This window comes from Luteococcus sp. Sow4_B9 (assembly GCF_052116585.1).
Taxonomy (GTDB): Bacteria; Actinomycetota; Actinomycetes; order Propionibacteriales; family Propionibacteriaceae; genus Luteococcus.
Window position 1 is genome coordinate 118,370 of record NZ_JBQKKT010000003.1, and the last position, 23,489, is coordinate 141,858.

General features: G+C 67.3%; 19 protein-coding genes. 16 read left to right on the forward strand and 3 right to left on the reverse strand.

Features of this window, described 5'->3' with window-relative positions; translation table 11 throughout:
- The first annotated feature begins 38 nt into the window (after positions 1 to 38).
- The 16 genes from ACTQ49_RS03145 (at position 39) to ACTQ49_RS03220 (ending at position 18,248) form a co-directional block, all read left to right on the forward strand.
- Positions 39 to 1,355 carry a geranylgeranyl reductase family protein gene (locus ACTQ49_RS03145; RefSeq protein ID WP_441826392.1) on the forward strand — a complete coding sequence of 439 codons (1,317 nt, stop codon included), beginning with the start codon at positions 39 to 41 and terminating at the stop codon, positions 1,353 to 1,355.
- Positions 1,356 to 1,413: 58 nt separating this feature from the next.
- Complete coding sequence (locus ACTQ49_RS03150) at positions 1,414 to 1,773, forward strand: NADH-quinone oxidoreductase subunit A (RefSeq protein WP_441826393.1); 360 nt, start codon at positions 1,414 to 1,416, stop codon at positions 1,771 to 1,773.
- A gap of 21 nt (positions 1,774 to 1,794) precedes the next feature.
- Complete coding sequence (locus ACTQ49_RS03155; protein ID WP_441826394.1) at positions 1,795 to 2,349, forward strand: NADH-quinone oxidoreductase subunit B; 555 nt, start codon at positions 1,795 to 1,797, stop codon at positions 2,347 to 2,349.
- Entirely contained in the window at positions 2,346 to 3,113 is a 768-nt protein-coding gene (locus tag ACTQ49_RS03160) for an NADH-quinone oxidoreductase subunit C (protein WP_441826395.1), read from the forward strand. The genes ACTQ49_RS03155 and ACTQ49_RS03160 overlap by 4 nt, the downstream gene beginning before the upstream one ends.
- A gap of 11 nt (positions 3,114 to 3,124) precedes the next feature.
- Positions 3,125 to 4,453 (forward strand): NADH-quinone oxidoreductase subunit D, encoded by a 1,329-nt coding sequence (locus ACTQ49_RS03165; protein WP_441826506.1) that lies wholly within the window; start codon positions 3,125 to 3,127, stop codon positions 4,451 to 4,453.
- 91 nt (positions 4,454 to 4,544) lie between these two features.
- On the forward strand, positions 4,545 to 5,291 hold the full coding sequence (gene nuoE / locus ACTQ49_RS03170; RefSeq protein WP_441826396.1) for an NADH-quinone oxidoreductase subunit NuoE: 747 nt from the start codon (positions 4,545 to 4,547) through the stop codon (positions 5,289 to 5,291).
- A complete protein-coding gene (gene nuoF / locus ACTQ49_RS03175; protein ID WP_441826397.1) occupies positions 5,288 to 6,610 on the forward strand; it encodes an NADH-quinone oxidoreductase subunit NuoF in 1,323 nt (440 codons plus the stop codon). The genes nuoE and nuoF overlap by 4 nt, the downstream gene beginning before the upstream one ends.
- Entirely contained in the window at positions 6,607 to 9,036 is a 2,430-nt protein-coding gene (locus tag ACTQ49_RS03180; protein WP_441826398.1) for an NADH-quinone oxidoreductase subunit G, read from the forward strand. Before nuoF ends, ACTQ49_RS03180 begins: the two co-directional genes overlap by 4 nt.
- The gene (nuoH, locus tag ACTQ49_RS03185) at positions 9,033 to 10,376 is read left to right on the forward strand and encodes an NADH-quinone oxidoreductase subunit NuoH (RefSeq protein WP_441826399.1); all 1,344 of its coding nucleotides are present in this window, start codon (positions 9,033 to 9,035) and stop codon (positions 10,374 to 10,376) included. Before ACTQ49_RS03180 ends, nuoH begins: the two co-directional genes overlap by 4 nt.
- On the forward strand, positions 10,376 to 10,936 hold the full coding sequence (gene nuoI, locus ACTQ49_RS03190) for an NADH-quinone oxidoreductase subunit NuoI (RefSeq protein ID WP_441826400.1): 561 nt from the start codon (positions 10,376 to 10,378) through the stop codon (positions 10,934 to 10,936). Before nuoH ends, nuoI begins: the two co-directional genes overlap by 1 nt.
- On the forward strand, positions 10,933 to 11,745 hold the full coding sequence (locus ACTQ49_RS03195; protein WP_441826401.1) for an NADH-quinone oxidoreductase subunit J: 813 nt from the start codon (positions 10,933 to 10,935) through the stop codon (positions 11,743 to 11,745). Before nuoI ends, ACTQ49_RS03195 begins: the two co-directional genes overlap by 4 nt.
- Positions 11,742 to 12,041 carry an NADH-quinone oxidoreductase subunit NuoK gene (gene nuoK / locus ACTQ49_RS03200; protein ID WP_441826402.1) on the forward strand — a complete coding sequence of 100 codons (300 nt, stop codon included), beginning with the start codon at positions 11,742 to 11,744 and terminating at the stop codon, positions 12,039 to 12,041. The genes ACTQ49_RS03195 and nuoK overlap by 4 nt, the downstream gene beginning before the upstream one ends.
- 52 nt (positions 12,042 to 12,093) lie before the next feature.
- Positions 12,094 to 13,959, forward strand: a complete 1,866-nt coding sequence (nuoL, locus tag ACTQ49_RS03205; protein WP_441826507.1) for an NADH-quinone oxidoreductase subunit L — start codon at positions 12,094 to 12,096, stop codon at positions 13,957 to 13,959.
- Positions 13,960 to 13,973: 14 nt separating this feature from the next.
- On the forward strand, positions 13,974 to 15,476 hold the full coding sequence (locus ACTQ49_RS03210) for an NADH-quinone oxidoreductase subunit M (RefSeq protein ID WP_441826403.1): 1,503 nt from the start codon (positions 13,974 to 13,976) through the stop codon (positions 15,474 to 15,476).
- A complete protein-coding gene (nuoN, locus tag ACTQ49_RS03215) occupies positions 15,476 to 17,071 on the forward strand; it encodes an NADH-quinone oxidoreductase subunit NuoN (RefSeq protein ID WP_441826404.1) in 1,596 nt (531 codons plus the stop codon). Before ACTQ49_RS03210 ends, nuoN begins: the two co-directional genes overlap by 1 nt.
- Before the next feature lie 202 nt (positions 17,072 to 17,273).
- Positions 17,274 to 18,248: a polyprenyl synthetase family protein gene (locus tag ACTQ49_RS03220; RefSeq protein ID WP_441826405.1), complete on the forward strand. Its 975-nt coding sequence runs from the start codon at positions 17,274 to 17,276 to the stop codon at positions 18,246 to 18,248.
- Positions 18,249 to 18,338: 90 nt separating this feature from the next.
- On the opposite strand, the gene ACTQ49_RS03225 is transcribed toward ACTQ49_RS03220, so the two are convergent.
- The 3 genes from ACTQ49_RS03225 to ACTQ49_RS03235 are packed head-to-tail and all read right to left on the reverse strand — an operon-like array spanning position 18,339 to position 23,415.
- Positions 18,339 to 20,354 (reverse strand): M13 family metallopeptidase, encoded by a 2,016-nt coding sequence (locus ACTQ49_RS03225; RefSeq protein ID WP_441826406.1) that lies wholly within the window; start codon positions 20,352 to 20,354, stop codon positions 18,339 to 18,341.
- Positions 20,354 to 21,421: a 2-oxoacid:ferredoxin oxidoreductase subunit beta gene (locus ACTQ49_RS03230; protein ID WP_441826407.1), complete on the reverse strand. Its 1,068-nt coding sequence runs from the start codon at positions 21,419 to 21,421 to the stop codon at positions 20,354 to 20,356. The genes ACTQ49_RS03225 and ACTQ49_RS03230 overlap by 1 nt, the downstream gene beginning before the upstream one ends.
- A complete protein-coding gene (locus ACTQ49_RS03235; protein WP_441826408.1) occupies positions 21,418 to 23,415 on the reverse strand; it encodes a 2-oxoacid:acceptor oxidoreductase subunit alpha in 1,998 nt (665 codons plus the stop codon). Before ACTQ49_RS03235 ends, ACTQ49_RS03230 begins: the two co-directional genes overlap by 4 nt.
- Positions 23,416 to 23,489: the final 74 nt, after the last annotated feature.

Genomic DNA, 23,489 nt, shown 5'->3' on the forward strand with positions numbered 1-23,489 from the left:
CGGTCCGGGGCTGCCTGGAGGAGTGATCAGTGGTGCCCGTGTCGGCTTCAACGTCGCAGGATCATGTCGAGGTCCGCGAGGCCGATGTCATCGTCGTGGGCGCCGGCCCGGGAGGCTCGGCCACCGCGGCCCATCTGGCTCGCCGCGGCCTGGATGTGGTGCTGCTGGAGAAGGCGACCTTCCCGCGCGACAAGATCTGCGGCGATGGCCTGACGCCCCGCGCGGTGCGCGCCCTGGTGAAGCTGGGCATGGACATCAGCGCGGAGAACGGTTTCCATCGCAATGAGGGCCTCAAGATCTATGGCGGCGCAGCGCGCGTCGACGACGGCACAGATCTGTTCATGCCCTGGCCGGAACTCACCGACTTCCCCAATTTCGGTCTGACCTGCGCCCGGATGGACCTGGACGAGAAGTTGGCCCGCCACGCCGCCTCCCTGGGGGCGGAACTGGTGGAGGGTGCCTCCGTCAACGCGCCGGTGCTGGACGCCGAGGGACGGATCACCGGCGTGACCACCAAGGATGGTCGCCGTTTCATGGCCCCGGTGGTCGTGGCCGCCGACGGCGTCAGCTCCCGGCTGGGTGTGGCCATGGGCGTGCACAAGTTGGACAAGCGGCCGATGGGCGTGGCGGTGCGTGCCTACTACAGGAGCCCACGCGGCGACGACGACTTCATGGAGTCCTGGCTGGAGCTGTGGGACGGCGAGCCCGGCAAGTCCAATGTGCTGCCCGGCTATGGATGGATCTTCCCGATGGGCCGCGACGCCGAGGGCCATGCCATCGTGAACGTGGGCCTGGGCATGCTGGACACCTCAGAGGCCTTCGGCAAGACCGACTACAAGGATCTGATGCGTCGCTGGCTCGCGGCCACCCCGCCCGAGTGGGAACTCACCGAGGCCAACCAGCTGGGCCCGATCCGCGGCGCGGCCTTGCCGATGGGTTTCAACCGCAAGCCGGCCTATGCCAAGGGCTTGCTCCTGGTCGGCGATGCGGGTGGCATGGTCAACCCGTTCAACGGTGAAGGAATCGACTATGCACTGGAGGCGGCCGAGCTGGCCGCCGACGCGATCGCCCAGGCCCACGCGCAAGGGATGGGGACCGCCGCAGCCGAGCGGGCGCTCGCGGGATACAGTTCTCAATTGGAAGGCAGTTTCGGGGGATATTTCCGTCTCGGGCACATCTTCGCGTGGCTGATCGGCAAGCCGGCCGTCATGCACGTGTGCATCAAGTACGGGCTCCCACGACGTCGACTGATGAAGCTGGTGCACAAGCTGCTGGCCAATTTGACGGATCGCCGCGGTGGCGACCTGGACGACCACATCATCAACACGCTGACCCGTCTGGCCCCCAAGGCATGACGGAGAGGCAGGTTCGGGAAAGAATGAAGCAAGCACACCTCAGGAAGGGCGTCAGCGCATGAACCCCTACATTCCGATCGTCGGCCTGGCAGCGTTGGCCGCGCTCTTCGTCCTCGTCATGGTGGGCCTGAACCTGGTCTTCAGCCCGACGCGCGCCAACCGCACCAAGTACGAGACCTACGAGTGCGGCATGGACCCGACGCCCCAGGCGCCCGGTGGTGGTCGCTTCCCGGTCAAGTACTACGTGATCGCGATGCTCTACATCATCTTCGACATCGAGATCGTCTTCCTGTACCCGTGGGCGGTCGGCTTCGACGAGCTGGGCCTGTTCTCCGTGATCGCCATGCTGCTGTTCATGAACGCCGTCCTGATCGCCTACTACTACGTCTACCGCCGCGGCGGCCTGGACTGGGACTGAACCTCCAGCTGAACGAAGGGAATGACCATGAACAACGAAGCAGAGGGCAGCGTCCTTCTTGCCTCCTCCGAGGCCGTCGTCGGCTGGCTGCGCAAGACCTCCTTCTGGCCCCTCACCATGGGGCTGGCCTGCTGCGCCATCGAGATGATCTCCTACGGTGGCCCCCGCCATGACGCCGCCCGCTGGGGCCACGAGGTCTTCCGCGCCTCGCCCCGTCAGGCAGACCTGATGATCGTCTCCGGCCGACTGAGCCAGAAGATGGCCCCCGTGGTGCGCCAGCTCTACGACCAGATGCCCAATCCCAAGTGGGTGATCTCGATGGGCGCCTGCGCCAGCTCCGGCGGCATCTTCAACAACTACGCGATCGTCCAGGGCTGTGACCACATCGTCCCGGTGGACTACTACCTGCCGGGCTGCCCGCCCAACCCGGACCAGCTGATCGACGCGATCTTCAAGCTGCGTGCGGACATCCAGAGCTACCCGCTGATGGGCAACCAGGACCGCAAGCGTGAGCGCGACGAGGCCGCCGCCCTGGTGGCCACCCCCACCCATGAGATGAAGGGCCTCATGCGATGAGCGACGAGAAGCCGATCGAGGACAAGACGATCAACGAGCCCGTGACCTCGCCCGAGGCCGCCCCCAAGCGCGGCATCGAGCGCGAGGATGCGCAGCCCACCCCGGACCCGCCGGTCCACCTGGACAAGCCCTATGTGCTCAAGCAGACCAGCGGCATGTGGGGCAAGGGCTCGCCGGACACCTCCGGTTTCGCCGGGATGCAGCGCACCATCGAGGCCAATGGTGTCGCCCAGCGCCCCTATGGTGGCTGGTTCGACGAGGTGGCCGACCGTCTGGAGCAGCTGGTGCCCGGCTTCTCCACCGGGCGCGTGCTGGTGCACCGCGACGAGATCACCTTCTTCGTCGTGCCGGAGCAGATCACGTCGGTCATGCGCCAGCTGCGCGATGACCCGGCCCTGCGCTTCGAGATCTGCATGAGCGTCAGCGGCGTGCACTACCCGGAGCAGGAGGGGGAGGAGCTGCACGTGGTCTACCACCTGCTCTCCATCACCCACAACCGTCGTATCCGTCTGGAGGTGGCCCTGCCCGACGGCCATCCCCACGTCGACTCGGTGGTGGCCACCTACCCGATGGCCGACTACCACGAGCGCGAGACCTGGGACATGTTCGGCATCATCTTCGACGGCCATCCCGGCCTGACCCGCATCCTGATGCCGGATGACTGGGCGGGACACCCGCAGCGCAAGGACTACCCACTGGGCGGCATTCCGGTCGAGTACAAGGGTGCGACGGTGCCGCCGCCGGACCAGCGGAGGAGCTACTGATGAGCCACGCCATGAATGAGGACCTCTACGCGGGTCCGGGTGAGAAGCCCGCAGACCACGTGTACATGACGCAGGGTTCCGACTGGGACGAGATCGTCCAGGGCCAGGCCGAGCGCAGCGACGAGACGATCGTCGTCAACTTCGGCCCGCACCACCCGTCGACGCACGGCGTGCTGCGCATGGTGCTCGAGCTGGACGGCGAGACCGTCCTCTCGGTGCGTCCCGGCATCGGTTTCCTGCACACCGGCATCGAGAAGAACATGGAGTACCGCACCTGGACCCAGGGCGTCACCTATGTCACGCGCGCCAACTATGTGGCCAGCATCTTCAACGAGGCCGTCTACTGCCTGGGCGTCGAGAAGCTGCTCGGCATCGAGGTCCCGGAGCGCGCCGACATCATGCGCGTGATGGTGATGGAGGTCAACCGCCTCGGATCCCACCTGGTGGCCATCGGCACCGGTGGACTGGAGCTCGGCGCCTCCTCGGTGGCCGAGGTCTGTCTGCGTGAGCGCGAGATCTGCCTGGAATTCCTGCAGGCCGTCACGGGCCTGCGGATGAACAATGCCTACATCCGTCCCGGCGGCGTCGCGGTGGACATGCCGGGCGATGGCGTCGAGCGGCTGCGCGCACTGGTCAGCCGGATGGAGAAGTACCTGCCCGAGGTGGCCGGCTTCTGCAACACCAACCCGGTCTTCCGCGCCCGTATGCAGGATGTCGCAACCCTGGACCTGCCGGCCTGCATGGCGCTGGGCGTCACCGGCCCGCCGCTGCGTGCCGCCGGCTACCCCTGGGACCTGCGCAAGACGCAGCCCTACTGCGGCTACGAGAACTACGAGTTCGATGCCGTCACCTGGGACGCCCCCGACTGCTACGGCCGCTTCCGCGTCCGTCTGGAGGAGATGAACCAGTCCGTGCGCATCCTCAAGCAGGTCATCGACAAGCTGGAGGCCACGCACGGCCAGCCCGTGATGGTGGAGGATCCGCACATCAAGTGGCCCGCGCAGCTCGCCATCGGCCCCGATGGCCAGGGCAACTCGCACGAACACATCAAGCACATCATGGGCGAGTCCATGGAGGCGCTGATCCACCACTTCAAGATCGTGACCGAGGGCTTCAAGGTGCCCGCCGGTCAGGTCTACACCGCGGTGGAGGCCCCGGCCGGTGAGCTGGGCATGCACCTGGTCTCCGACGGCGGCACGCGGCCCTTCCGCGCGCACCTTCGTGACCCAGGCTTCAACCACATCCAGGCGATCCCGGCCCTGATGGAGGGCGGCATGCTGTCCGACGTCATCCCGGCCCTCGCGTCCATCGACCCGGTGATGGGTGGTGTGGACCGATGAGCACCCGACCCACCGGTTGTACCCAGCTCGCCCCTTGCACCCAGCTCGTCCGTTGCACCCAGCTCGTCCGTTGCACCCAGGAGGCCACCGCATGAGCGGCCACGAGTTCCAGTCCCACTTCTCGGACGCCGACAGCGGCGTCGACTTCGACGACCAGTCGACGAACATCACCGAGCACACCATCGAGGAGATGCGCGCCATCGCGGCCCGCTACCCGCAGAAGCACTCGGCCGTGCTGCCGATGCTGCACCTGGTGCAGTCGGTGGACGGCCGCGTCTCGCCGGCCGGCATCCGGATCATCGCGGAGCTGGTGGGCCAGACCGAGGCACAGATCACCGGTGTGGCCACCTTCTACACCATGTACAAGCGTCGCCCCGCGGGAGAGCACCACGTCGGTGTCTGCACCACCACCACCTGTGCGGTTCTGGGTGGCGACATCCTGATGAGCTGCATGGAGAAGAAGCTCGGCATCAGCGAGGGGCAGACCACGCCCGACGGCAAGATCTCGCTGGAGCGCCTCGAGTGCAATGCCGCCTGTGACTACGCCCCCGTGATGATGGTCAACTGGGAATTCTTCGACAACATGACGCCCCAGAAGGCCGACGAGCTGATCGACGCCCTGGTCCAGGGCCAGGAGGTGCAGTCGCCGCGCGGCGCCACCATCACCAGCTGGAAGGAGGCCGAGCGGGTGATCGCCGGCTTCCCCGACGGTCGTGCCGACGAGGGCCCCGCCGGTGGCGAGCCCTCGCTGCGGGGCACCCGCATTGCCCAGGAGCAGGGCTGGACGGCCCCGAACCCGGCCGAGATCCCGGCCCCCACCCAGGAGGAGGCGAAGTGACCGACACCCTGACCCCCGTCCTGAGCAAGAACTGGGCGGATGACCGGTCCTGGAAGATCAGCAACTACGAGCGCCAGGGCGGCTACAACGCGCTGCGCAAGGCCCTCAAGATGCAGCCGGCCGACGTGATGAACGAGGTCAAGGACGCCGGGCTGCGCGGCCGCGGTGGCGCTGGCTTCCCCACCGGACTCAAGTGGTCCTTCGTGCCGCAGGACAACCCGAACCCGAAGTACCTCGTCGTCAACGGCGACGAGTCGGAGCCGGGCACCTGCAAGGACATGCCGCTGATGATGGCGAGCCCCCACACCCTGGTGGAGGGCGTCATCATCAGCTCATATGCCATTGGTTGCAATACGGCCTTCATCTACATCCGTGGTGAGGTGCTGCACGTGATCCGTCGCGTCCAGCAGGCCGTGCGTGAGGCCTACTCGGCTGGTTACGCAGGCAAGAACATCCTGGGGACCGGCTTCGACCTGGACATCATCGTCCACGCCGGCGCGGGCGCCTACATCTGTGGCGAGGAGACCGCACTGCTCGACTCCCTCGAGGGTCGCCGCGGTCAGCCCCGACTGCGCCCGCCCTTCCCGGCGGTCGCCGGCCTCTACGCGTCGCCCACCGTGGTCAACAATGTGGAGTCGATCAGCTCCGTGCCGAGCATCATCGAGCACGGCAAGAACTGGTTCGCCCACATGGGCACCGAGAAGAGCAATGGTTACACGCTGTACTCGGTCTCCGGCCATGTGAAGCACCCAGGCCAGTACGAGGCACCGATGGGCATCACCCTGCGCCAGCTGCTCGAGCTGAGCGGCGGCATCCGTGAGGGCCACCAGCTGAAGTTCTTCACGCCGGGCGGTTCCTCCACGCCGATCTTCACCGCGGAGCAGATCGACACCCCGCTTGACTACGAAGCGGTCTCCGCTGCCGGCTCGATGCTGGGAACCAAGGCCCTGCAGTGCTTCGACGAGACCACCTCCGTGGTGCGCTCGACGCTGCGCTGGGTGGAGTTCTACAAGCACGAGTCCTGTGGCAAGTGCACCCCCTGCCGCGAGGGCAACTGGTGGCTGGTGCAGACCCTGCGCAATTTCGAGCAGGGAACCGCGCAGGAGGGCGACATCGAGAAGCTGCTGAGCGTCACCGGCAACATGTCGATGAAGTCCTTCTGCACCCTCGCCGACGGCGCCGTGGCCTGTGTGCAGAGCGCCATCAAGCACTTCCGCAGCGAGTTCGAGGCCGGTTACCACACACCGGCCTGGGAACTGTTCCCCTATGAGAAGAGCGCCCTTTTCGCCGATCCGAACAAGGCGGGAGCCCACGCATGAGCGTCGACACCAACAAGACCGCACCGGTCGCCAAGCCCGACGAGGTCAGCTTCACCATTGACGGCATCGAGATGAGCGCGCCCAAGGGCACGCTCATCATCCGCGCCGCCGAGCAGGTGGGCATCGAGATCCCGCGCTTCTGCGACCATCCGCTGCTCGACCCGGCTGGCGCCTGCCGCCAGTGCATCGTCGACATTCCCGACGGTGGCAACGGTCGCCCCATGAAGCCGTCGGCCTCCTGCACCACCACGGTGATGCCGGGCATGAAGATCAACACGGCCGCCACCAGCGAGGTCGTCGCGGATGCCCAGGAGGGCATGCTCGAATTCCTCCTGATCAACCATCCACTGGACTGCCCGATCTGTGACAAGGGCGGCGAGTGCCCGCTGCAGAACCAGGCGATGAGCCACGGCCCGGCAGAGAGCCGCTACGAAGGCGCCAAGCGCACCTTCGCCAAGCCGATCGACATCTCGAAGCTGGTGCTGCTGGACCGCGAGCGTTGCGTCCTGTGCCAGCGCTGCACCCGCTTCAGCGCGCAGATCTCCGGTGATCCCTTCATCAACCTGCAGGAGCGCGGCGCGTTCAGCCAGATCAACACCGACGGTGAGCACGCCTACGACTCCTACTTCAGCGGCAATGTCATCCAGATCTGCCCCGTCGGTGCGCTGACCAGCGCCGACTACCGTTTCCAGAGCCGCCCCTTCGATCTGGTGAGCACGGAGACCAGCTGCGAGCACTGCGCGGCCGGTTGCGCGCTGCGCACGGACCACCGTCACTACCAGGTCAAGCGTCGGCTGGCCGGTCTGGATCCGGAGGTGAACGAGGAGTGGAACTGCGACAAGGGTCGCTTCGCCTTCCTCTCCACCCGGGGCGATGACCGGGTGACCACCCCGCTGGTGCGCCGCGATGGTGTGCTGGTGCCGGCCAGCTGGCACGAGGCCATCGACGCGGCCGTCGCCGGCCTGCAGGCAGCGGGCCAGCAGGTGGGAGTGCTCACCGGTGGTCGACTGCTCACCGAGACCGCCTACGCCTATGGTCGCTTCGCCCGTGCGGTCCTGGGCACCAACAATGTGGACTTCCGCTCGCGTCCGCACAGCATCGAGGAGGCCGACTTCCTGGCCGCCCGGGTCGCCGGCCGTCGTCTGGACGAATCGGTCACCTATGCGGACCTGGAGAATGCCAAGCGCGTCGTGCTGGTCTGCTTCGAGCCCGAGGACGAGAGCCCGATCGTCTTCCTGCGCCTGCGCAAGGCCTTCCGGAAGAACAAGCTCGAGGTGCTCAGCGTCGGCACGCACCTGTCGGACGGCTCCCGCAAGATGGGCGCCCGTCTGGTTCCGGCCCTTCCGGGTCTGGAGTCGCAGGCCCTGGAGCAGCTGGCCGGGCAGGTGCAGCTGGATGCCGACACGATCATCCTGGTGGGGGAGCGGGCGGCCCAGTCCGTCGGCACCCTCGGTGCGGCAAGCCGCCTGGCCGATGCCACCGGCGCCCGTCTGGCCTGGATCCCGCGTCGTGCCGGTGACATGGGTGCGATCGACGCCGGCTGCCTGCCGAACCTGCTGCCGGGCGGACGCCCGGTGCACGATGCCACCGCGCGCGTCGACATGCAGGCCGCCTGGGGCGTGGAGCACCTGCCGAGCCAGGTGGGCCTGTCGGCCGACCAGATGATCGACGCGGTTGCCCGGGGCAGCCTGAAGGCGCTCGTCGTCTCCGGCGTGCAGCTGGCCGACCTGGCCGACCCGGCCGCGGCCCGTGCCGCGATCGAGTCCGCCGGCTTCGTCGTCAGCCTCGAGCAGCGCCTCTCCGAGGTGGCCGAGCGTGCCGACGTGGTCTTCCCCGTCGCCCTGATCGAGGAGCAGGCCGGCAGCTTCACCAACTGGGAGCACCGCTCCCGCGAGGTGAAGGTGGTCAACCGCCAGAACAAGTCGCCGATGACCGAGATCCGCGTCCTTGCCGCCCTGGCCGACGCGATGGGCACCGACTTGGGAGTCCGCACCGCCAGTCAGGCCGCCGCGGACCTCGCCGAACTCGGCGACTGGGAAGGCGCCCGCGCCACCGTCACCGCCACCTCCCCGGCGGCCGCGCCGCAGGGAGTCCTGCTGGACACCTGGCGCCTGCTGCTGGACGGTTCGGCCGGTGTCGACGGGGCCCAGCACCTGATGGACACCGCACCGGTCGCGGTGGCCCGGGTCTCGGCCACCACGGCTGCCACCCACGGACTTGTCCCCGGCGGCATGGTGCAGGTTCGGACGGCCCGGGGCAGCGTTGACCTGCCAGTGGTCGTCGAGTCCGAGATGGTCGACGATGTCGTGTGGCTTCCCGCCAACTCGGCGCCGGCGACCCCAGAGGCCCTGGCCGCCGGTCACGGCGCGCCGGTCAGCCTCGCTGCCAGCGCAGTTCGCTCCTCAATGGTTGGAGGTGTGGCATGACGCCACTCAACTCTTCGTCGATCTTCGGGCCCGACGTCTGGTGGATCGTCCTGATCAAGGTGGTCGGGGTCTTCATGCTCCAGCTGCTCTGGTGCCTGTTCAACGTGTGGTTCATGCGTCGAATCCTGGGCAAGATGCAGAACCGCAAGGGCCCGATCATGAACACCGCCTTCATCAATGGCATGGGTCAGGCGATCGGTGACGGCATGAAGCTCCTGTTCAAGGAGACCTTCATCCCCAACAACACCGACCGGATCGTCTTCTCCCTGGCCCCGGTGATCGCCGGCATCTGTGCCTTCGCCCCGTGGGCGGTCATCCCGCTGGCCGGCGAGGTGAACATGTTCGGACACACCACGCACCTGCAGGTCACCGACATGCCCGTCGCGGTGCTGTTCACCCTGGCCACCGGATCGATGGCCGTCTACGGCACCGTCTTCGCCGGGTGGAGCTCGGACAACTCCTACTCGCTGCTCGGCGGCCTGCGCGCGAGCGCCCAGATGATCTCCTACGAGGTGGCCATGGGCCTCTCGCTGGTCTCGGTCTTCATCCTCTCGGGCAGCATGTCCACCTCGCAGATCGTCGAGGCCCAGGCGCAGCACATGAACTTCTTCGGGGTCGACGTCCCGATCCCGAGCTGGTACGCGGTGGCGCTCTTCCCGGCCTTCTGCGTCTACTTCATCTCCATCCTCGCCGAGTCCAACACCCCGCCCTTCGACCTGTCGGAGTGCGAGCAGGAGCTGGTCTCCGGCTACTCGACGGAGTACACCGGCTTCCAGTACGGCACCTACTACCTGGCCGAGTTCATCCACATGGCCACCCTGTCCGCGCTGGCGGTGACGCTCTTCTTCGGTGGCTACCGCGCTCCGTGGCCCTTCAACATGATCGAGGGCATCGACCAGGGCTGGTGGGGACTGCTGTGGTTCTTCCTCAAGACCCAGGTGATGATCTTCTGCCTGATCTGGTGCCGCGGCTCGCTGCCCCGCTTCCGCTATGACCAGTTCATGGGCATCGGCTGGAAGCGCCTGATCCCGATCAGCCTGGTCTGGATCGTCTGCGTCACCCTGATGCGCGCCACCATGGGCACCAGCGGCACCGCCCGCATCGTCCTGATGGGCCTGATGGGTGCCGTCGCGCTGGGCCTGCTGGCCTGGCTGATGCTGGGCGGCACCGCCGAGGAGGAGGTCGAGGAGCCGGAGGGTGAGTTCGACGCCTTCGCCGGCGGCTACCCGGTGCCTCCGCTGCCCGGTCAGGAATTGCCGGGGACCACTCGGGTGGTCAGCGCACAGCGCGCTGCGCTCGACGACGATCTCGCGACCACCAAGAACGGAGTTGACGCCTGATGGGTCTCCTCGACCAGTGGGCCGGTTTCGGCATCACTTTCCGAACGATGTTCCGCAAGACCTTCACCCAGGGCTACCCCCAGAAGGGCAAGGAGAAGGTCTTCGCCCCCCGCTTCCACGGACGTCACCAGCTGAACCGCTGGCCGGACGGCCTGGAGAAGTGCGTGGGCTGCGAGCTGTGCGCGTGGGCCTGCCCGGCCGACGCGATCTACGTCGAGGGCGGTGACAACACCGAGGACGAGCGTTACAGCCCCGGTGAGCGTTACGGCCGCGTCTACCAGATCAACTATCTGCGCTGCATCTTCTGCGGCATGTGCATCGAGGCGTGCCCCACGCGTGCCCTCACCATGACCACGGAGTTCAAGCTGGCCGATCGCAGCCGCGAGGTCCTGATCTACGAGAAGGACCGGCTGCTGGCCCCGCTGCTGACCGGCATGGAGCAGCCGCCGCACCCGCGCCGTCTGGGCGATGACGAGAAGGACTACTTCCTCGGTCTGCCGCCCACCGGGCAGCCCGATGTCCGTACCGCACCGCCGAGCACCCAGGGAGGGAACAAATGATCGGCCTCGTCCCGCTCGCGACGGCCCAGGAGGTGGCCTTCTGGGTGCTCGCGCCGATCGCCGTGCTGGGTGCGCTGGGCATGGTGCTCTTCCGCAAGCCCGTGCACTCCGCGCTCTCGTTGGCCGGCATGATGATCTCGCTGGCAGGCCTGTACGCATCGTTGGATGCGCCCTTCCTGTTCGTGGTGCAGATCATCGTCTACACCGGCGCCATCCTGATGCTCTTCCTGTTCGTGCTGATGCTGGTGGGCGTGTCCACCACCGACTCGATGGTGGAGACGATCCAGGGCCATCGCACCGCATCGCTGCTGGCCGCCCTCGGCTTCGGCGTCCTGCTGATCAGCGCGATCGGCAAGGGCATCGTCGGCATGCCGAATGGTCTGGCCGAGGCCACTGCGGAACAGGGCGGCAATGTCCCCGGTCTGGCAGCGCTGATCTTCGGTGACTACATCATCCTCTTCGAGGCCACCAGCGCCCTGCTGATCACGGCAGCGGTCGCGGCCATGGTGCTCGCCCACGGCGAGCAGCTGCGTCCGAAGGTGCGCCAGGCTGGCCAGCTGAAGAATCGTCTGCGCAGCTACGCCACCGAGGGTCGTCACCCCGGTGCGATGCCCAACCCGGGCGTCTACGCCACCAGCAATGCGGTCCAGTCGCCGGCACTGCTGCCCGACGGCACGGTTGCCGAGAACTCGGTGCCCGAGGCCATGGTCGGTCGCGGCGTGGTGGCCAATCCGGAGGAGCTGGCGGGCCCTGCCCAGAAGACCTTCCACGCCATCGAGTCCGTCAAGGCCGAGGAGGGCCGGGAATGAACCCGAACTACTACCTGGTGCTGAGCGCCATCCTGTTCAGCCTGGGCGTGCTCGGCTTCCTGCTGCGCCGCAACGCCCTGGTGGCCTTCATGTCCATCGAGCTCATGCTCAATGCGGCATGCCTGGCGATGGTCAACTTCTCGCACGCCCACGGAAACCTCGACGGTCAGGTGGCCACCTTCTTCGTGATGGTGGTTGCCGCGGCCGAAGTGGTGGTGGGCCTGGCGATCATCGTCACCATTTTCCGCAGCCGACGCTCGGCCTCGGTCGACGACGCAAACCTGCTGAAGTTCTGAGGGGGCATCGGTGAATCTTCTCGAAATCGTCACTCCCGTCGCCGCGACCGGCATGTTCCGGTTTGCGTGGACGATGATCGCGGTGCCCGCCGCGGTGGCAGCCTTCCTGCTGCTGGCCGGCCGGGCCACCGACAAGTGGGGCCACCTGCTCGCCACGGCGGCAGCCCTCTACTCCTTCTCCATCGGCGCCTGCCTGTTCGCCGAGATGATGCTGGCCGACGAGGCCAACCGCGCCGTCTCGCAGCACCTCTGGACGCTGCTCGAGTCGGGCAACTGGAAGATCAACGTCGGTCTGCTGATCGACCAGCTCTCCATCCTGTTCGTCCTGCTGATCACCGGCGTCGGATCGCTGATCCACATCTACTCGATCGGCTACATGGCACACGACGAGCGTCGTCGCCGCTTCTTTGCCTACCTGAACCTGTTCATCGCCGCGATGCTGGTGCTGGTGCTCGGTGACAACTACCTGATCACCTTCTTCGGCTGGGAGGGTGTGGGCCTGGCCTCGTACCTGCTCATCTCCTTCTGGCAGCACCGCACCTCGGCAGCGGTCGCGGGCAAGAAGGCCTTCGTGGTCAACCGCGTCGGTGACCTGGGCCTGATGATGGCGCTGTTCACCATGCTGGCCCAGTTCGGCAGCACGGCCTTCATCGACGTCAACGAGCAGGCCGCCGGCCTGTCGTCCACCTGGGCGACGCTGCTCGGCCTCTTCCTGCTGCTCGCCGCCTGCGGCAAGTCGGCGCAGGTGCCGCTGCAGTCCTGGCTGCTCGACGCCATGGAGGGCCCGACCCCGGTCTCGGCCCTGATCCACGCCGCCACGATGGTGACCGCTGGTGTCTACCTGGTCATCCGCAGCCACCACATCTACGACCAGACGCCCACCGCGCAGCTGGCCGTCGCGGTCGTCGGTACCGTCACCCTGCTCTTCGGCGCCTGGATCGGTACCAGCAAGGACGACATCAAGAAGGTGCTGGCCGGCTCCACCATGAGCCAGATCGGCTACATGATGCTCGCCGCCGGCCTGGGCCCGATCGGTGCGGCCTTCGCCATCTTCCACCTGGTCACCCACGGCTTCTTCAAGGCCAACATGTTCCTGGGTGCCGGTTCGGTCATGCACGGCATGAACGACGACGTGGACATGCGCCACTTCGGTGCTCTGTCCAAGGCGATGCCGATCACCTTCCTCACCTTCGCGATGGGCTACCTGGCGATCATCGGCTTCCCGTTCACCTCGGGCTTCTACTCCAAGGACCACATCATCGAGGCGGCCTTCGAGAAGTCCCCGGTCTTCGGTGGCCTCGCGCTGCTGGGCGCCCTGGTGACGGCCTTCTACATGACTCGCCTGATGATGATGACCTTCTTCGGTGACAAGCGTTGGCTCGACGGCGTGCACCCGCACGAGTCGCCCGCCACCATGACCGTCCCGCTGGTCATCCTGGCCATCCTGTCGATCGTCGCGGGCGCCGTGATGAACAACTGGATCGGTGACTGGTTGGCCCCGGCCACCGGTGCCGAGGTGCACGAGATGCAGCTGCTGCACATCACCACCATCGGCTGGATCACCATGGCCACCGTCGCGCTGGGCGTCTTCCTGGGCTGGTTCTTCTTCCGCAAGGACATCCCGGCCTACCAGCCGGCCACCGACAATGTCTTCGCCCTCGCGGGTCGCAATGACCTCTACGGCGACGCATTCAACGAGGCCGTCTTCATGCGTCCGGGTCAGGCGCTCGTGGGTGCTGTCGACCACGCCGACCGCCACGTGGTCGACGGTGCCGTGATGGGTACCGCCACCGCCCTGGCCGGCCTTTCCACTGCCGTCCGCAAGCTGCAGAACGGTTACGTCCGCAGCTATGCCCTCACCATGGTCGCCGGCGCGGTCCTGGTTGGGCTTGCACTGATCCTCGGCCAGCTGGCCTGAGGGGAGGAGAAACGATGACTTTCCCCCTGCTCACCGCGCTGGCCCTGGTGCCACTGGTCGGTGGCCTGCTCCTCTTCTTCGTGAAGGGAAGTGCCGGCAAGATGCTGGGCCTGGGCGTCAGCCTGGTGACCCTGGCACTGGGGCTGGCCGCCTTCTTCAGCAGCAGTGACCTGGCGGAGACCCACGTGTGGATCTCCTCGATCGGTGCCCACTACGCGCTCGGCCTGGACGGCATGGCCAAGGCCATGGTCCTGCTGACCGTGGTCCTGGTCCCGATCGTCCTGCTGGCCGAGTGGAATGTGGACGAACAGCCCGGAACCTGGGGCGCCAGCACCTTCTTCGCGCTGGCCCTGGTCCTGGAGGGCCTGGCCCTGTTCGTCTTCATGGCCACCGACGCGCTGCTCTTCTACATCTTCTTCGAAGCCACGCTGATCCCGATGTACTTCCTGATCGGTGGCTGGGGCGGCCCGCGCCGCGCCCAGGCTGCGCTGAAGTTCCTGCTCTACTCGCTGGCCGGTGGTCTGGTGATGCTGGTCAGCATCATCGGTCTGGGTGCCCACACCGCCGCCTCGGCCAATCCGAGCTTCCTGATCGACGACCTGGCCGCCCTGAACATCGACGGCAATGTGGGCCGCTGGCTGTGGCTGGGCTTCTTCATCGCCTTCGCCATCAAGGCCCCGATGGTGCCGGTGCACACATGGCTCCCGGACACCGCCGAGCAGGCCACCCCCGGCTCCTCGACGCTGCTGGTCGGCATCCTGGACAAGATCGGCACCTTCGGCATGATCCGCTTCTGCCTGGAGATCTTCCCGGAGGCCAGCAAGTGGGCCACCCCGGTGGTGCTCGGCCTGGCCGTGCTGTCGATCTTCTACGGCGCGCTGATGGCGATCGGCTCGAAGCACCTGCTGCGTCTGGTCAGCTACACCTCGATCAGCCACTTCGGTTTCATGGTGCTGGGCATCTTCGCCTTCACCACGCAGTCGATGAATGGTGCGATCTTCTACATGCTCAACCACGGCTTCTCCACAGCGGCCCTCTTCCTGGTGGTGGGCTTCATCGTCCGCCGTCGTGGATCGGCCGACATCGAGGCCTTCGGCGGCGTGCAGAAGGTGGCTCCGGTGGCTGCCGGCCTCTTCCTGGTCTCCGGCCTCTCGGCGCTGGCCCTGCCCGGCATGTCCAGCTTCATCAGCGAGTGGATGGTCATGGCCGGTGCCTGGCAGCGCCACCCGGTGCTGACCGCGGTCTCCGCCATCGGCACCGTGCTGGCCGCCCTCTACGTGCTGCTGGCCTACCAGCGCACGATGACCGGCCCGGTCACGGAGCAGGCGGAGGAGCACTTCACCAACAATGACCTGGACCTGCGTGAGAAGGCCGTGATGGCCCCGATCATCGCACTGCTGCTGGTGCTGGGCTTCATGCCCACGCCGATGCTCAAGGTCACCGAGAACACCGTGAAGGACACCATGGCCACCGTTGGCATGACCGATCCGGCACCCGTCGTGAAGGGGGAGAAGTGATGGTTCCCTTCGACATCATGGTCCCGATGGAGTTTTCCTACCCGCAGCTCGAGTACCGCCTGCTGGCGCCCATGATCGTGGTGCTGGTGGGTGCCGGTCTGGGCATCGGCGTCGAGTCGACGAGCAAGCGCGGCCCGCGTTACGGCGCGCAGCTGATCGTCACCTCGATCACGCTGCTCACCGCGCTCGTCGTGACGGTCAGCAACTGGCTCAGCGGCGGCCGTCAGATCGGCGCGATGGGCATGATCGCCTTCGACGGTCCCACCTATTTCGTGTGGGCCTGCCTGCTGGTCTTCGGGCTGCTGGCGGCGCTGCTGTTCGCCGAACGCAAGGTCTCGGGTGGCCAGTCGCAGTTCACGCCGATGGGTTCGGCCGTTCCCGGTTCGCCCCTGGAGCGCGAGGCGAGCGCGGCCCGTGCCGAGCACACCGAGGTCTTCCCGCTGCTGCTGTTCAGCCTGTTCGGCATGATGCTGTTCGCCGCCTCGAATGACCTCCTCGCGATGTTCGTCGCGCTGGAGATCTTCTCCCTGCCGCTGTACCTGCTGGCGGGCCTGGCGCGTCGTCGCCGGATGCTCAGCCAGGAGGCCGCGCTGAAGTACTTCCTGCTGGGCTCGCTGTCCAGTGCGATGTTCCTCTACGGTGTGGCGCTGCTCTACGGCTTCTCCGGCTCCTTCCAGCTGCGTCACATCGACGCGGCGGTCTCGGCCGGCACGCAGGGCCGTGGCCTGCTGATGGCGGGCATGGCGCTGGTGGCCATCGGCCTGCTCTTCAAGGTGGGTGCGGTGCCCTTCCACTCCTGGACGCCCGACGTCTACACGGGTTCGCCCACTCCGGTCACCGGCTTCATGGCGATCTGCACCAAGTTCACCGCGGTGGTCGCGCTGATGCGCGTCTTCTACGTGGGCCTGGGCGGCGCCCGCTGGGACTGGCAGCCGCTGCTGGCGGCCATCGCCGTGCTGACCATGGTGGTGGGTGCTCTCGTCGCCCTCAGCCAGACCGACGTGAAGCGCATGTTGGCCTACTCGTCGATCGCCCACGCAGGCTTCATCCTGGTGGCCGTCGTCGGCGCCAACACGGCCGTCAGCGGTCTGCCGGTCGGTGGCATCGGCTCCACCGCGGCGGTGCTCTTCTACCTGGCCGCCTACGGTCTGGCCACGCTGGGCGCCTTCGCCCTGATCCCGATGGTGCGCAAGGCGGGTGGCGAGGCCACCGGTCTGGCCTCGTGGCGGGGCATCGGCCGTCGCAAGCCGGTGGTGGGCGTGATGATGACGCTCTTCCTGCTGAGCTTCGCCGGCATCCCGCCGACCGCGGGCTTCGTCGGCAAGCTGCTGGCCTTCACCGCCGCCTGGAAGGGCGGGTACGCCTGGCTGGTGGCCGTCGCCATCCTGCTGAGCCTGGTGGCCGCTTTCTTCTACATCCGCATGATCGTCGTGATGTTCTTCCGTGACCCGGTGGACGACGAGGTGGAGGTGGCGGAGGCCTCGTGGATGAGCTGGCTCGTCGTGGCCGTGGGCGCCTTCGGCACCCTGGCCCTTGGCGTGTGGAGCCAGCCGCTGGTCGACTTCGCGGAGAAGGCTTCGATCTTCCTGCGCTGACCCCGGGGACATCACATCCGCTGCACGGCCCGCTCTCCCCATCCGGGAGGCGGGCCGTGCGGCGTCGTGGAGGCCTCTGGGGCGCTGCCCGCCGTGGAATTCCCCCTGCCAGGCGGGCTCGCCCAATTGGGCGGTCGCTTCACCAACCACTAGGCTGGTCCAAGGTGTCGGATGACCCCAGCCGCATGAAATGAGGAGAACTGTGACCCACGTCGTGGACGAGGACTTCGAGGCCTCCGTCACCGGTCGGCTTGCCGTCATCGAGGACGAACTGGTCAAGGCCGCCGTCGCCGACAGTCCCTTCGTCACTGAGGCTGCGCGTCACATCATCAATGCCGGCGGCAAGCGCTTCCGTCCCCTGCTGGTGATCCTCGGCTCACACTTCGGCAACGACGTCGACGAGGCCGACCTGACCCGTGCGGCGCTGGTGGTGGAACTCACCCACGTCGCCAGCCTGTATCACGACGATGTGATGGACGACGCGGACATGCGGCGTGGGGCGCCGAGCGCCAACCGTCGCTGGGACAACTCGATCGCCATCCTGGTCGGCGACTACCTCTTCGCTCGCGCCTCCACCACGGTCGCGGACCTGGGCACCGAGTACGTCCGGCTGCAGGCGGAGACCTTCGCGCGGCTGGTGCAGGGCCAGATCGCCGAGACCCGTGGCCCGCAGGGCGACGAGGACCCGCTGGCGCATTACCTGCAGGTGGTGGCCGACAAGACCGGTTCCCTGATCGCCACCTCGGCCGTCTTCGGCGGCATGGTCGCCGGGGCGTCGCAGGAGTACCTGTCCGCGCTGGATGCCTTCGGCGAGGAGATCGGCGTCGTCTTCCAGCTCAGCGACGACATCATCGACATCACCAGCAATGAAACGGGCAAGACCCCCGGCACAGACCTGCGCGAGGGCATCCCGACGCTGCCCACCCTGATGCTGAAGGCATCGAAGGATCCGGCGGACCAGGCGCTCACGGACCTGATCGCCTCCGATCTCAGCTCCGACGAGAAGTTGGCCGAGGTGCTGGAGCAGTTGCGCGCCCATCCGGTGATCGAGCAGGCCCGCGCGGAAGTGCAGCGCCACGCTGATCTGGCCCTGTCCTACCTGGAGCCGCTGCCCGAGGGGCCGGCCAAGGAGGCCCTGGCCAAGATCTGCAACGACCTGGTGAGCCGCTCCGCCTGACGAGGCCCCTCTCGAACGACGAAGCCCCGGCCGGATCATCTCCGGCCGGGGCTTTCGCGGTTCCTGAGGGTGGGCGCCACGAGCGTCGGCTCACCAGATCCGCACGCGCTCCTCGGGCGCCAGCCACATCCCGTCGCCGGGGGCGGTCTGGAAGGCCTCGTGGAAGGCATCCTGGTTCATCGCGACCTGGTTGGTTCGGAATTCCGCGGGGGAGTGCGGATCGATCACCAGCAGCCGCCGGGCGGTCTCGTCGCGGTACTTGGCGCGCCAGATGGTGGCATAACCGTGGAAGAGGCGCTGGAGCCCGGTCAGGCCGTCCACCGGCTCCGGGTCCTCGCCATCGGTGCTGATCTGCCAGGCCTTGAGGGCGATCCCCAACCCACCAAGGTCTCCGATGTTCTCGCCGATGGTCAACTCGCCGTTGACGTGTGGGCGGGGATCGTCATCGGTGAGTTGGCGGGGCGTGAGGGCCGCATACTGGGCCTTGAGGGCATCGGCGCGGGCAGAGAAGGCCGCCCGGTCCTCGGCGGTCCACCAGTCACGCAGGCGCCCGTCGCCGTCGCACCGGGAGCCCTGGTCATCGAAGCCGTGGCCGATCTCGTGCCCGATCACCGATCCGATGGCGCCGTAGTTGACGGCGTCGTCTGCCTGCGGGTTGAAGAAGGGCGGCTGCAGGATAGCGGCCGGGAAGACGATCTCGTTGCGCAGCGGGTGGTAGTAGGCGTTGACCGTCTGCGGGTACATCAGCCACTCGTCGGGATCCATCGGGGTGCGCAGCTTGTCCACCGCACGACGCCACTCGAAGAGTCCCCCCTGCAGGATGGAGCCCACCAGGTCGCCCGGGATAACCTCCAGTGCGTCGTGACTGCGCCAGGCCCGGGGGTGGCCGATCTTGGGGCGGAACTGCTCCAGCTTGTGCAGCGCCTCCTGGCGGGTCTGCTCGCCCATCCAGTCCAGCTGGCTGATCGACTGGCGGTAGGCCTCCAGCAGGTGGGCCACCAGCTCGTCCATCCGCTGCCGGGCCTCCGGGGAGAAGTACCGTTCGACGTAGATGCGCCCGACGGCCATGCCCAGCACCCACTCCACGAGCGCGACGCCGCGCTTCCACCGGGGCTCCTGCTCCTGCACACCCATCAGACGGGTCTGGTAGAAGTCGAAGGTGCCGGTGACGAAGTCGTCGCTGAGGAAGTTCGCCAGGTCGTGCACCAGGTGCCAGCGGGCCCAGGCGCGCCAGGCCGGCAGGTTCTCGTCGGTGACGAGCTCCGCCAGGCCGCTCAGGTAGCTGGGCTGGCAGTTGATGACCAGATCCAGCTCGTCGGCCTCGACGGCCAGCCCACGGGCCACGGCGTCCAGGTGCAGGGCCGGCAGTTCCTCGGTGAGCCGGGCCCAGCTGGTCGGGTTGTGCTTGGCGCCCAGGTCACGGCTGCGCTCGCGGGTCCAGTGCGCGGCGGCGATCCGGGTCTCCAGGTCCAGCACCAGGGCAGCCTGCTCGTCGGCGTCCGCGACGCCGGCCAGCCCCAGCATCTCGGCCACATGGGCCAAGTAGGCCTCGCGGAGCTCCGCGTGCGAGTCCTCCAGGTAGTATTCCCGGTCCGGCAGTCCGAGCCCCGACTGATGGCAGAACATGGCGTAGCGGGTGGGGTTGTCCATGTCGGCGTCGGGGCCCAGAGCGAAGGGGGCGGACAGCTCGTGTTGCAGGCACCAGCCCCAGAACTGCGCCAGTGACTGGGCATCGGCGATCCGGTCGACGCGCTCCAGCAGGGGCAGCAGGGGAGCGGCGCCCAGCGCCTCGACCGTCTCGGTGTCCATGAAGGTGCCATACAGTGCGGCGATCTTGCCGGCCTCGCTGCCTGGATCCGGGGCCCCATCGGCGGCCAGCTCCTCGACGATCTCACGGACGGCCTGCCTGGACTGTTCCCGCACCGTCTGGAAGGCGCTGGCAGAGGCCTTGTCGGCGTCGATGGGTGTCCTGGTCAGCCAGGAGCCGTTCACATGCCGGAACAGGTCGTCCTGCGGGCGGGTGGCGGGATCGAGCGCAGACGCGTCGAGTGCGGGGTGGTCCAGTGCAGGGTGGTCCAGTGCAGGGTGGTCCAGTGCAGGGCCCATCAGAGGATCGTCCAGGTGTCGCGACCATTCACCATGGCCTGCAGGCCGGACGCGGTCCGGTCACCGTGGGCCACCAAGATCTGCTCACGCGCCAGGTCGTCGTAGGCGGGACGCTCCACATTGCGGAAGACGCCGATCGGCGATCGGTGCATGACACCGCCGTCGGTCAGGCGGCTCAGCGCGAAGGCCAGCGACGGGTCGGCGTGGTGCTCGTCGTGGACCAGGATCTTGTCCAGGCCCACCTCGGACACCTCGACCACCTCCACCGAGCCGTCGCTCTTCTGGACGACGCCCAGGTGGTTCTCGGCGCCGAAGACGATCGGCTCGCCGTGGCGCAGCGGGATGATCGACTCGTCGGAGCCACTGCCCTTGAGGTCCTCGAAGGCGCCGTCGTTGAAGATGGGGCAGTTCTGGTAGATCTCGATCAGCGCGGTGCCCCGGTAGTTGGCAGCCGCCTTCAGCACCTGCGTGAGGTGCTGGCGGTCGGAGTCGACGGTGCGGGCGACGAAGCCGGCTTCGGCGCCCAGGGCGAGGGAGACGGGATTGAAGGGCGTGTCCAGCGAGCCGAGCGGGCTGGACTTGGTGACCTTGCCCGCTTCGGAGGTGGGGGAGTACTGACCCTTGGTGAGGCCGTAGATCCGGTTGTTGAACAGCATGATCGTCATGTTGACGTTGCGTCGGATCGCGTGGATCAGGTGGTTGCCGCCGATCGACAGGGCATCGCCGTCGCCGGTGACCACCCAGACACCCAGATCGGGACGGGTGGTGGCCACACCGGTGGCGATGGCCGGGGCGCGGCCGTGGATCGAGTGCATGCCGTAGCTGTCCACGTAGTACGGGAAGCGTGAGGAGCAGCCGATGCCCGAGACGATCACGGTGTTCTCGCGCTTGATGCCCAGCTCCGGCATCAGTCCCTGGAAGGCGGCGAGGATGGCGTAGTCACCGCAGCCTGGGCACCAGCGCACCTCCTGGTCGCTGGTGAAGTCCTTGCGGTTCAGCGGCTCGATGCTCAGCGGGACTCCGGCAAGACCGCGGTAGCCGGAGGCCTGGTCGGCAGTGGTGGTCACTTCTGCTCCTCGGTGGTGGGGTTGATTCGGGCCGACTCGGCGCGCAGCTGCGCCTGCTCCGAGTCGGGGGCGAGTTCGCCGTCGCCCATGTCCTCGCTGCCGGGGCCCTGCGGCGCATCCACATCGGCAACCTGGCCCTGCCCGGACGGGGTGAGCGCGTCGATCTCCTGTTCCAGGTCCGCCGCCAGCTCGTTGAGCGAGATGGGCAGGCCGAAGACGCGGGAGTAGCTCTGCACGTCGACGAGGTACTTGGCGCGCAGCATCATGGCGAACTGACCCAGGTTCATCTCCGGGACGATCACCTTCTCGTAGCGCTTGAGCACCTCGCCAAGATTGGCGGGCAGCGGGTTCAGGTGACGCACGTGGGTCTGGGCGATGGCCCGGCCGTCCTTGCGCACGCGGCGCACTGCCGCGGCGATGGGGCCGTAGGTGGATCCCCAGCCCAGCACCAGCACCTTCGCGTCGCCAGTGGGGTCGTCCACCTCGACGTCGGGAATGTCACGCACGATGCCGTCCACCTTGGCCTGGCGCAGGCGCACCATGTGGTCGTGGTTGGCGGGATCGTAGGAGATGTTGCCAGTGCCGTCAGCCTTCTCGATGCCGCCGATGCGGTGCTCCAGACCGGGGGTGCCCGGCTTGGCCCAGGCGCGGGCGAGCGTCTCGGGATCGCGCTTGTAGGGCAGGAAGTCCTCACCGTCATTCGGTCCGGTGGCGAAGTTGGGGTCGATCTGCGGGATCTGGTCGATCTCCGGGATGCGCCACGGCTCGGCGCCATTGGCGAGGTAGCCGTCGGAGAGGAAGATCACCGGGGTGCGGTAGGTGACCGCTATCCGCACCGCCTCCACGGCCATCTCGAAGCAGTCTGCGGGCGTGGCCGGGGCGAGCACCGGCAGGGGGGCCTCGCCATTGCGGCCGTACATCACCTGCAGCAGGTCTGCCTGCTCGGTCTTGGTGGGCATGCCGGTGGAGGGCCCGGCGCGCTGCACGTCGACGACCACGAGCGGCAGTTCGGTCATCACGCCCAGACCGATGGTCTCGGCCTTGAGGGCGATGCCGGGGCCGGAGGTGGAGGTGACGCCGAGCGCCCCGGCGAAGGAGGCGCCCAGGGCGGCACCGACGCCAGCGATCTCGTCCTCGGCCTGGAAGGTGATGACGCCCTGGTCCTTGTGCTTGCTCAGCTCGTGCAGGATGTCGGAGGCAGGGGTGATGGGGTAGGAGCCCAGGAAGAGCTGGAGACCGGCCTTCTCGGCGCCGACGATCAGGCCGTAGCTGGTGGCCAGGTTGCCCGAGATCTGACGGTAGATGCCGGGCTGCATCGGGGCCTTGGCCACCTCGTAGCGCACCGCGAACTCCTCGGTGGTCTCACCGTAGGCATAGCCCGCGCGGAAGGCGGCGATGTTGGCATCGCGGATCTCCGGCTTCTTGGCGAACTTCTCCGCGAGGAACTGTTCGGTTCCCTCGGTGGGGCGGCTGTAGAGCCAGTTCAGCAGACCCAACGCGAACATGTTCTTGGAACGGGCCGATTCCTTGCGGCCCAGGCCGAACTCCTTGACTGAGCCGACGGCCAGGCCGGTCAGGTCCAGTGCGACCACCTGGTAGTCGGTGAGCGAGCCGTCCTCCAGCGGATTGGCCTCGTAGCCCACCTTGGTGAGGTTGCGCTTGGTGAACTCGGCGGTGTCCACCAACACCAGACCACCGCGCGGCAGATCCTTCAGGTTGGCCTTCAGTGCGGCGGGGTTCATCGCCACCAGCACGTCGGGATGGTCACCGGGGGTGACGATGTCGAAATTGGCGAAGTGCACCTGGAAGCTCGAGACGCCGGGCAGCGTGCCCTGCGGGGCGCGGATCTCTGCCGGGAAGTTCGGCAGCGTGGAGATGTCATTGCCCATCGTCGCCGAGTCGTGCGTGAAACGGTCGCCGGTGAGCTGCATTCCGTCGCCGGAATCACCCGCAAACCTGATCACCACTCGCTCGAGTACCTCTACACCGGTCACAACGGGCCTCTTTCACAACGACGACAACACTCGACTCACAAGCGTAACCCGGGCACGAGCGGGTTAATTCCCGG

What these genes read in the sequence shown, in the direction of transcription:
- ACTQ49_RS03150 (WP_441826393.1), top strand. Translation starts at nt 1,414, where the DNA reads ATGAACCCCTACATTCCGATCGTCGGCCTGGCAGCGTTGGCCGCGCTC.
- ACTQ49_RS03155 (WP_441826394.1), top strand. Translation starts at nt 1,795, where the DNA reads ATGACCATGAACAACGAAGCAGAGGGCAGCGTCCTTCTTGCCTCCTCC.
- ACTQ49_RS03160 (WP_441826395.1), top strand. Translation starts at nt 2,346, where the DNA reads ATGAGCGACGAGAAGCCGATCGAGGACAAGACGATCAACGAGCCCGTG.
- ACTQ49_RS03165 (WP_441826506.1), top strand. Translation starts at nt 3,125, where the DNA reads ATGAATGAGGACCTCTACGCGGGTCCGGGTGAGAAGCCCGCAGACCAC.
- nuoE (WP_441826396.1), top strand. Translation starts at nt 4,545, where the DNA reads ATGAGCGGCCACGAGTTCCAGTCCCACTTCTCGGACGCCGACAGCGGC.
- ACTQ49_RS03180 (WP_441826398.1), top strand. Translation starts at nt 6,607, where the DNA reads ATGAGCGTCGACACCAACAAGACCGCACCGGTCGCCAAGCCCGACGAG.
- nuoH (WP_441826399.1), top strand. Translation starts at nt 9,033, where the DNA reads ATGACGCCACTCAACTCTTCGTCGATCTTCGGGCCCGACGTCTGGTGG.
- nuoI (WP_441826400.1), top strand. Translation starts at nt 10,376, where the DNA reads ATGGGTCTCCTCGACCAGTGGGCCGGTTTCGGCATCACTTTCCGAACG.
- ACTQ49_RS03195 (WP_441826401.1), top strand. Translation starts at nt 10,933, where the DNA reads ATGATCGGCCTCGTCCCGCTCGCGACGGCCCAGGAGGTGGCCTTCTGG.
- nuoK (WP_441826402.1), top strand. Translation starts at nt 11,742, where the DNA reads ATGAACCCGAACTACTACCTGGTGCTGAGCGCCATCCTGTTCAGCCTG.
- nuoL (WP_441826507.1), top strand. Translation starts at nt 12,094, where the DNA reads ATGTTCCGGTTTGCGTGGACGATGATCGCGGTGCCCGCCGCGGTGGCA.
- ACTQ49_RS03210 (WP_441826403.1), top strand. Translation starts at nt 13,974, where the DNA reads ATGACTTTCCCCCTGCTCACCGCGCTGGCCCTGGTGCCACTGGTCGGT.
- nuoN (WP_441826404.1), top strand. Translation starts at nt 15,476, where the DNA reads ATGGTTCCCTTCGACATCATGGTCCCGATGGAGTTTTCCTACCCGCAG.
- ACTQ49_RS03225 (WP_441826406.1), bottom strand. Translation starts at nt 20,354, where the DNA reads ATGGGCCCTGCACTGGACCACCCTGCACTGGACCACCCTGCACTGGAC.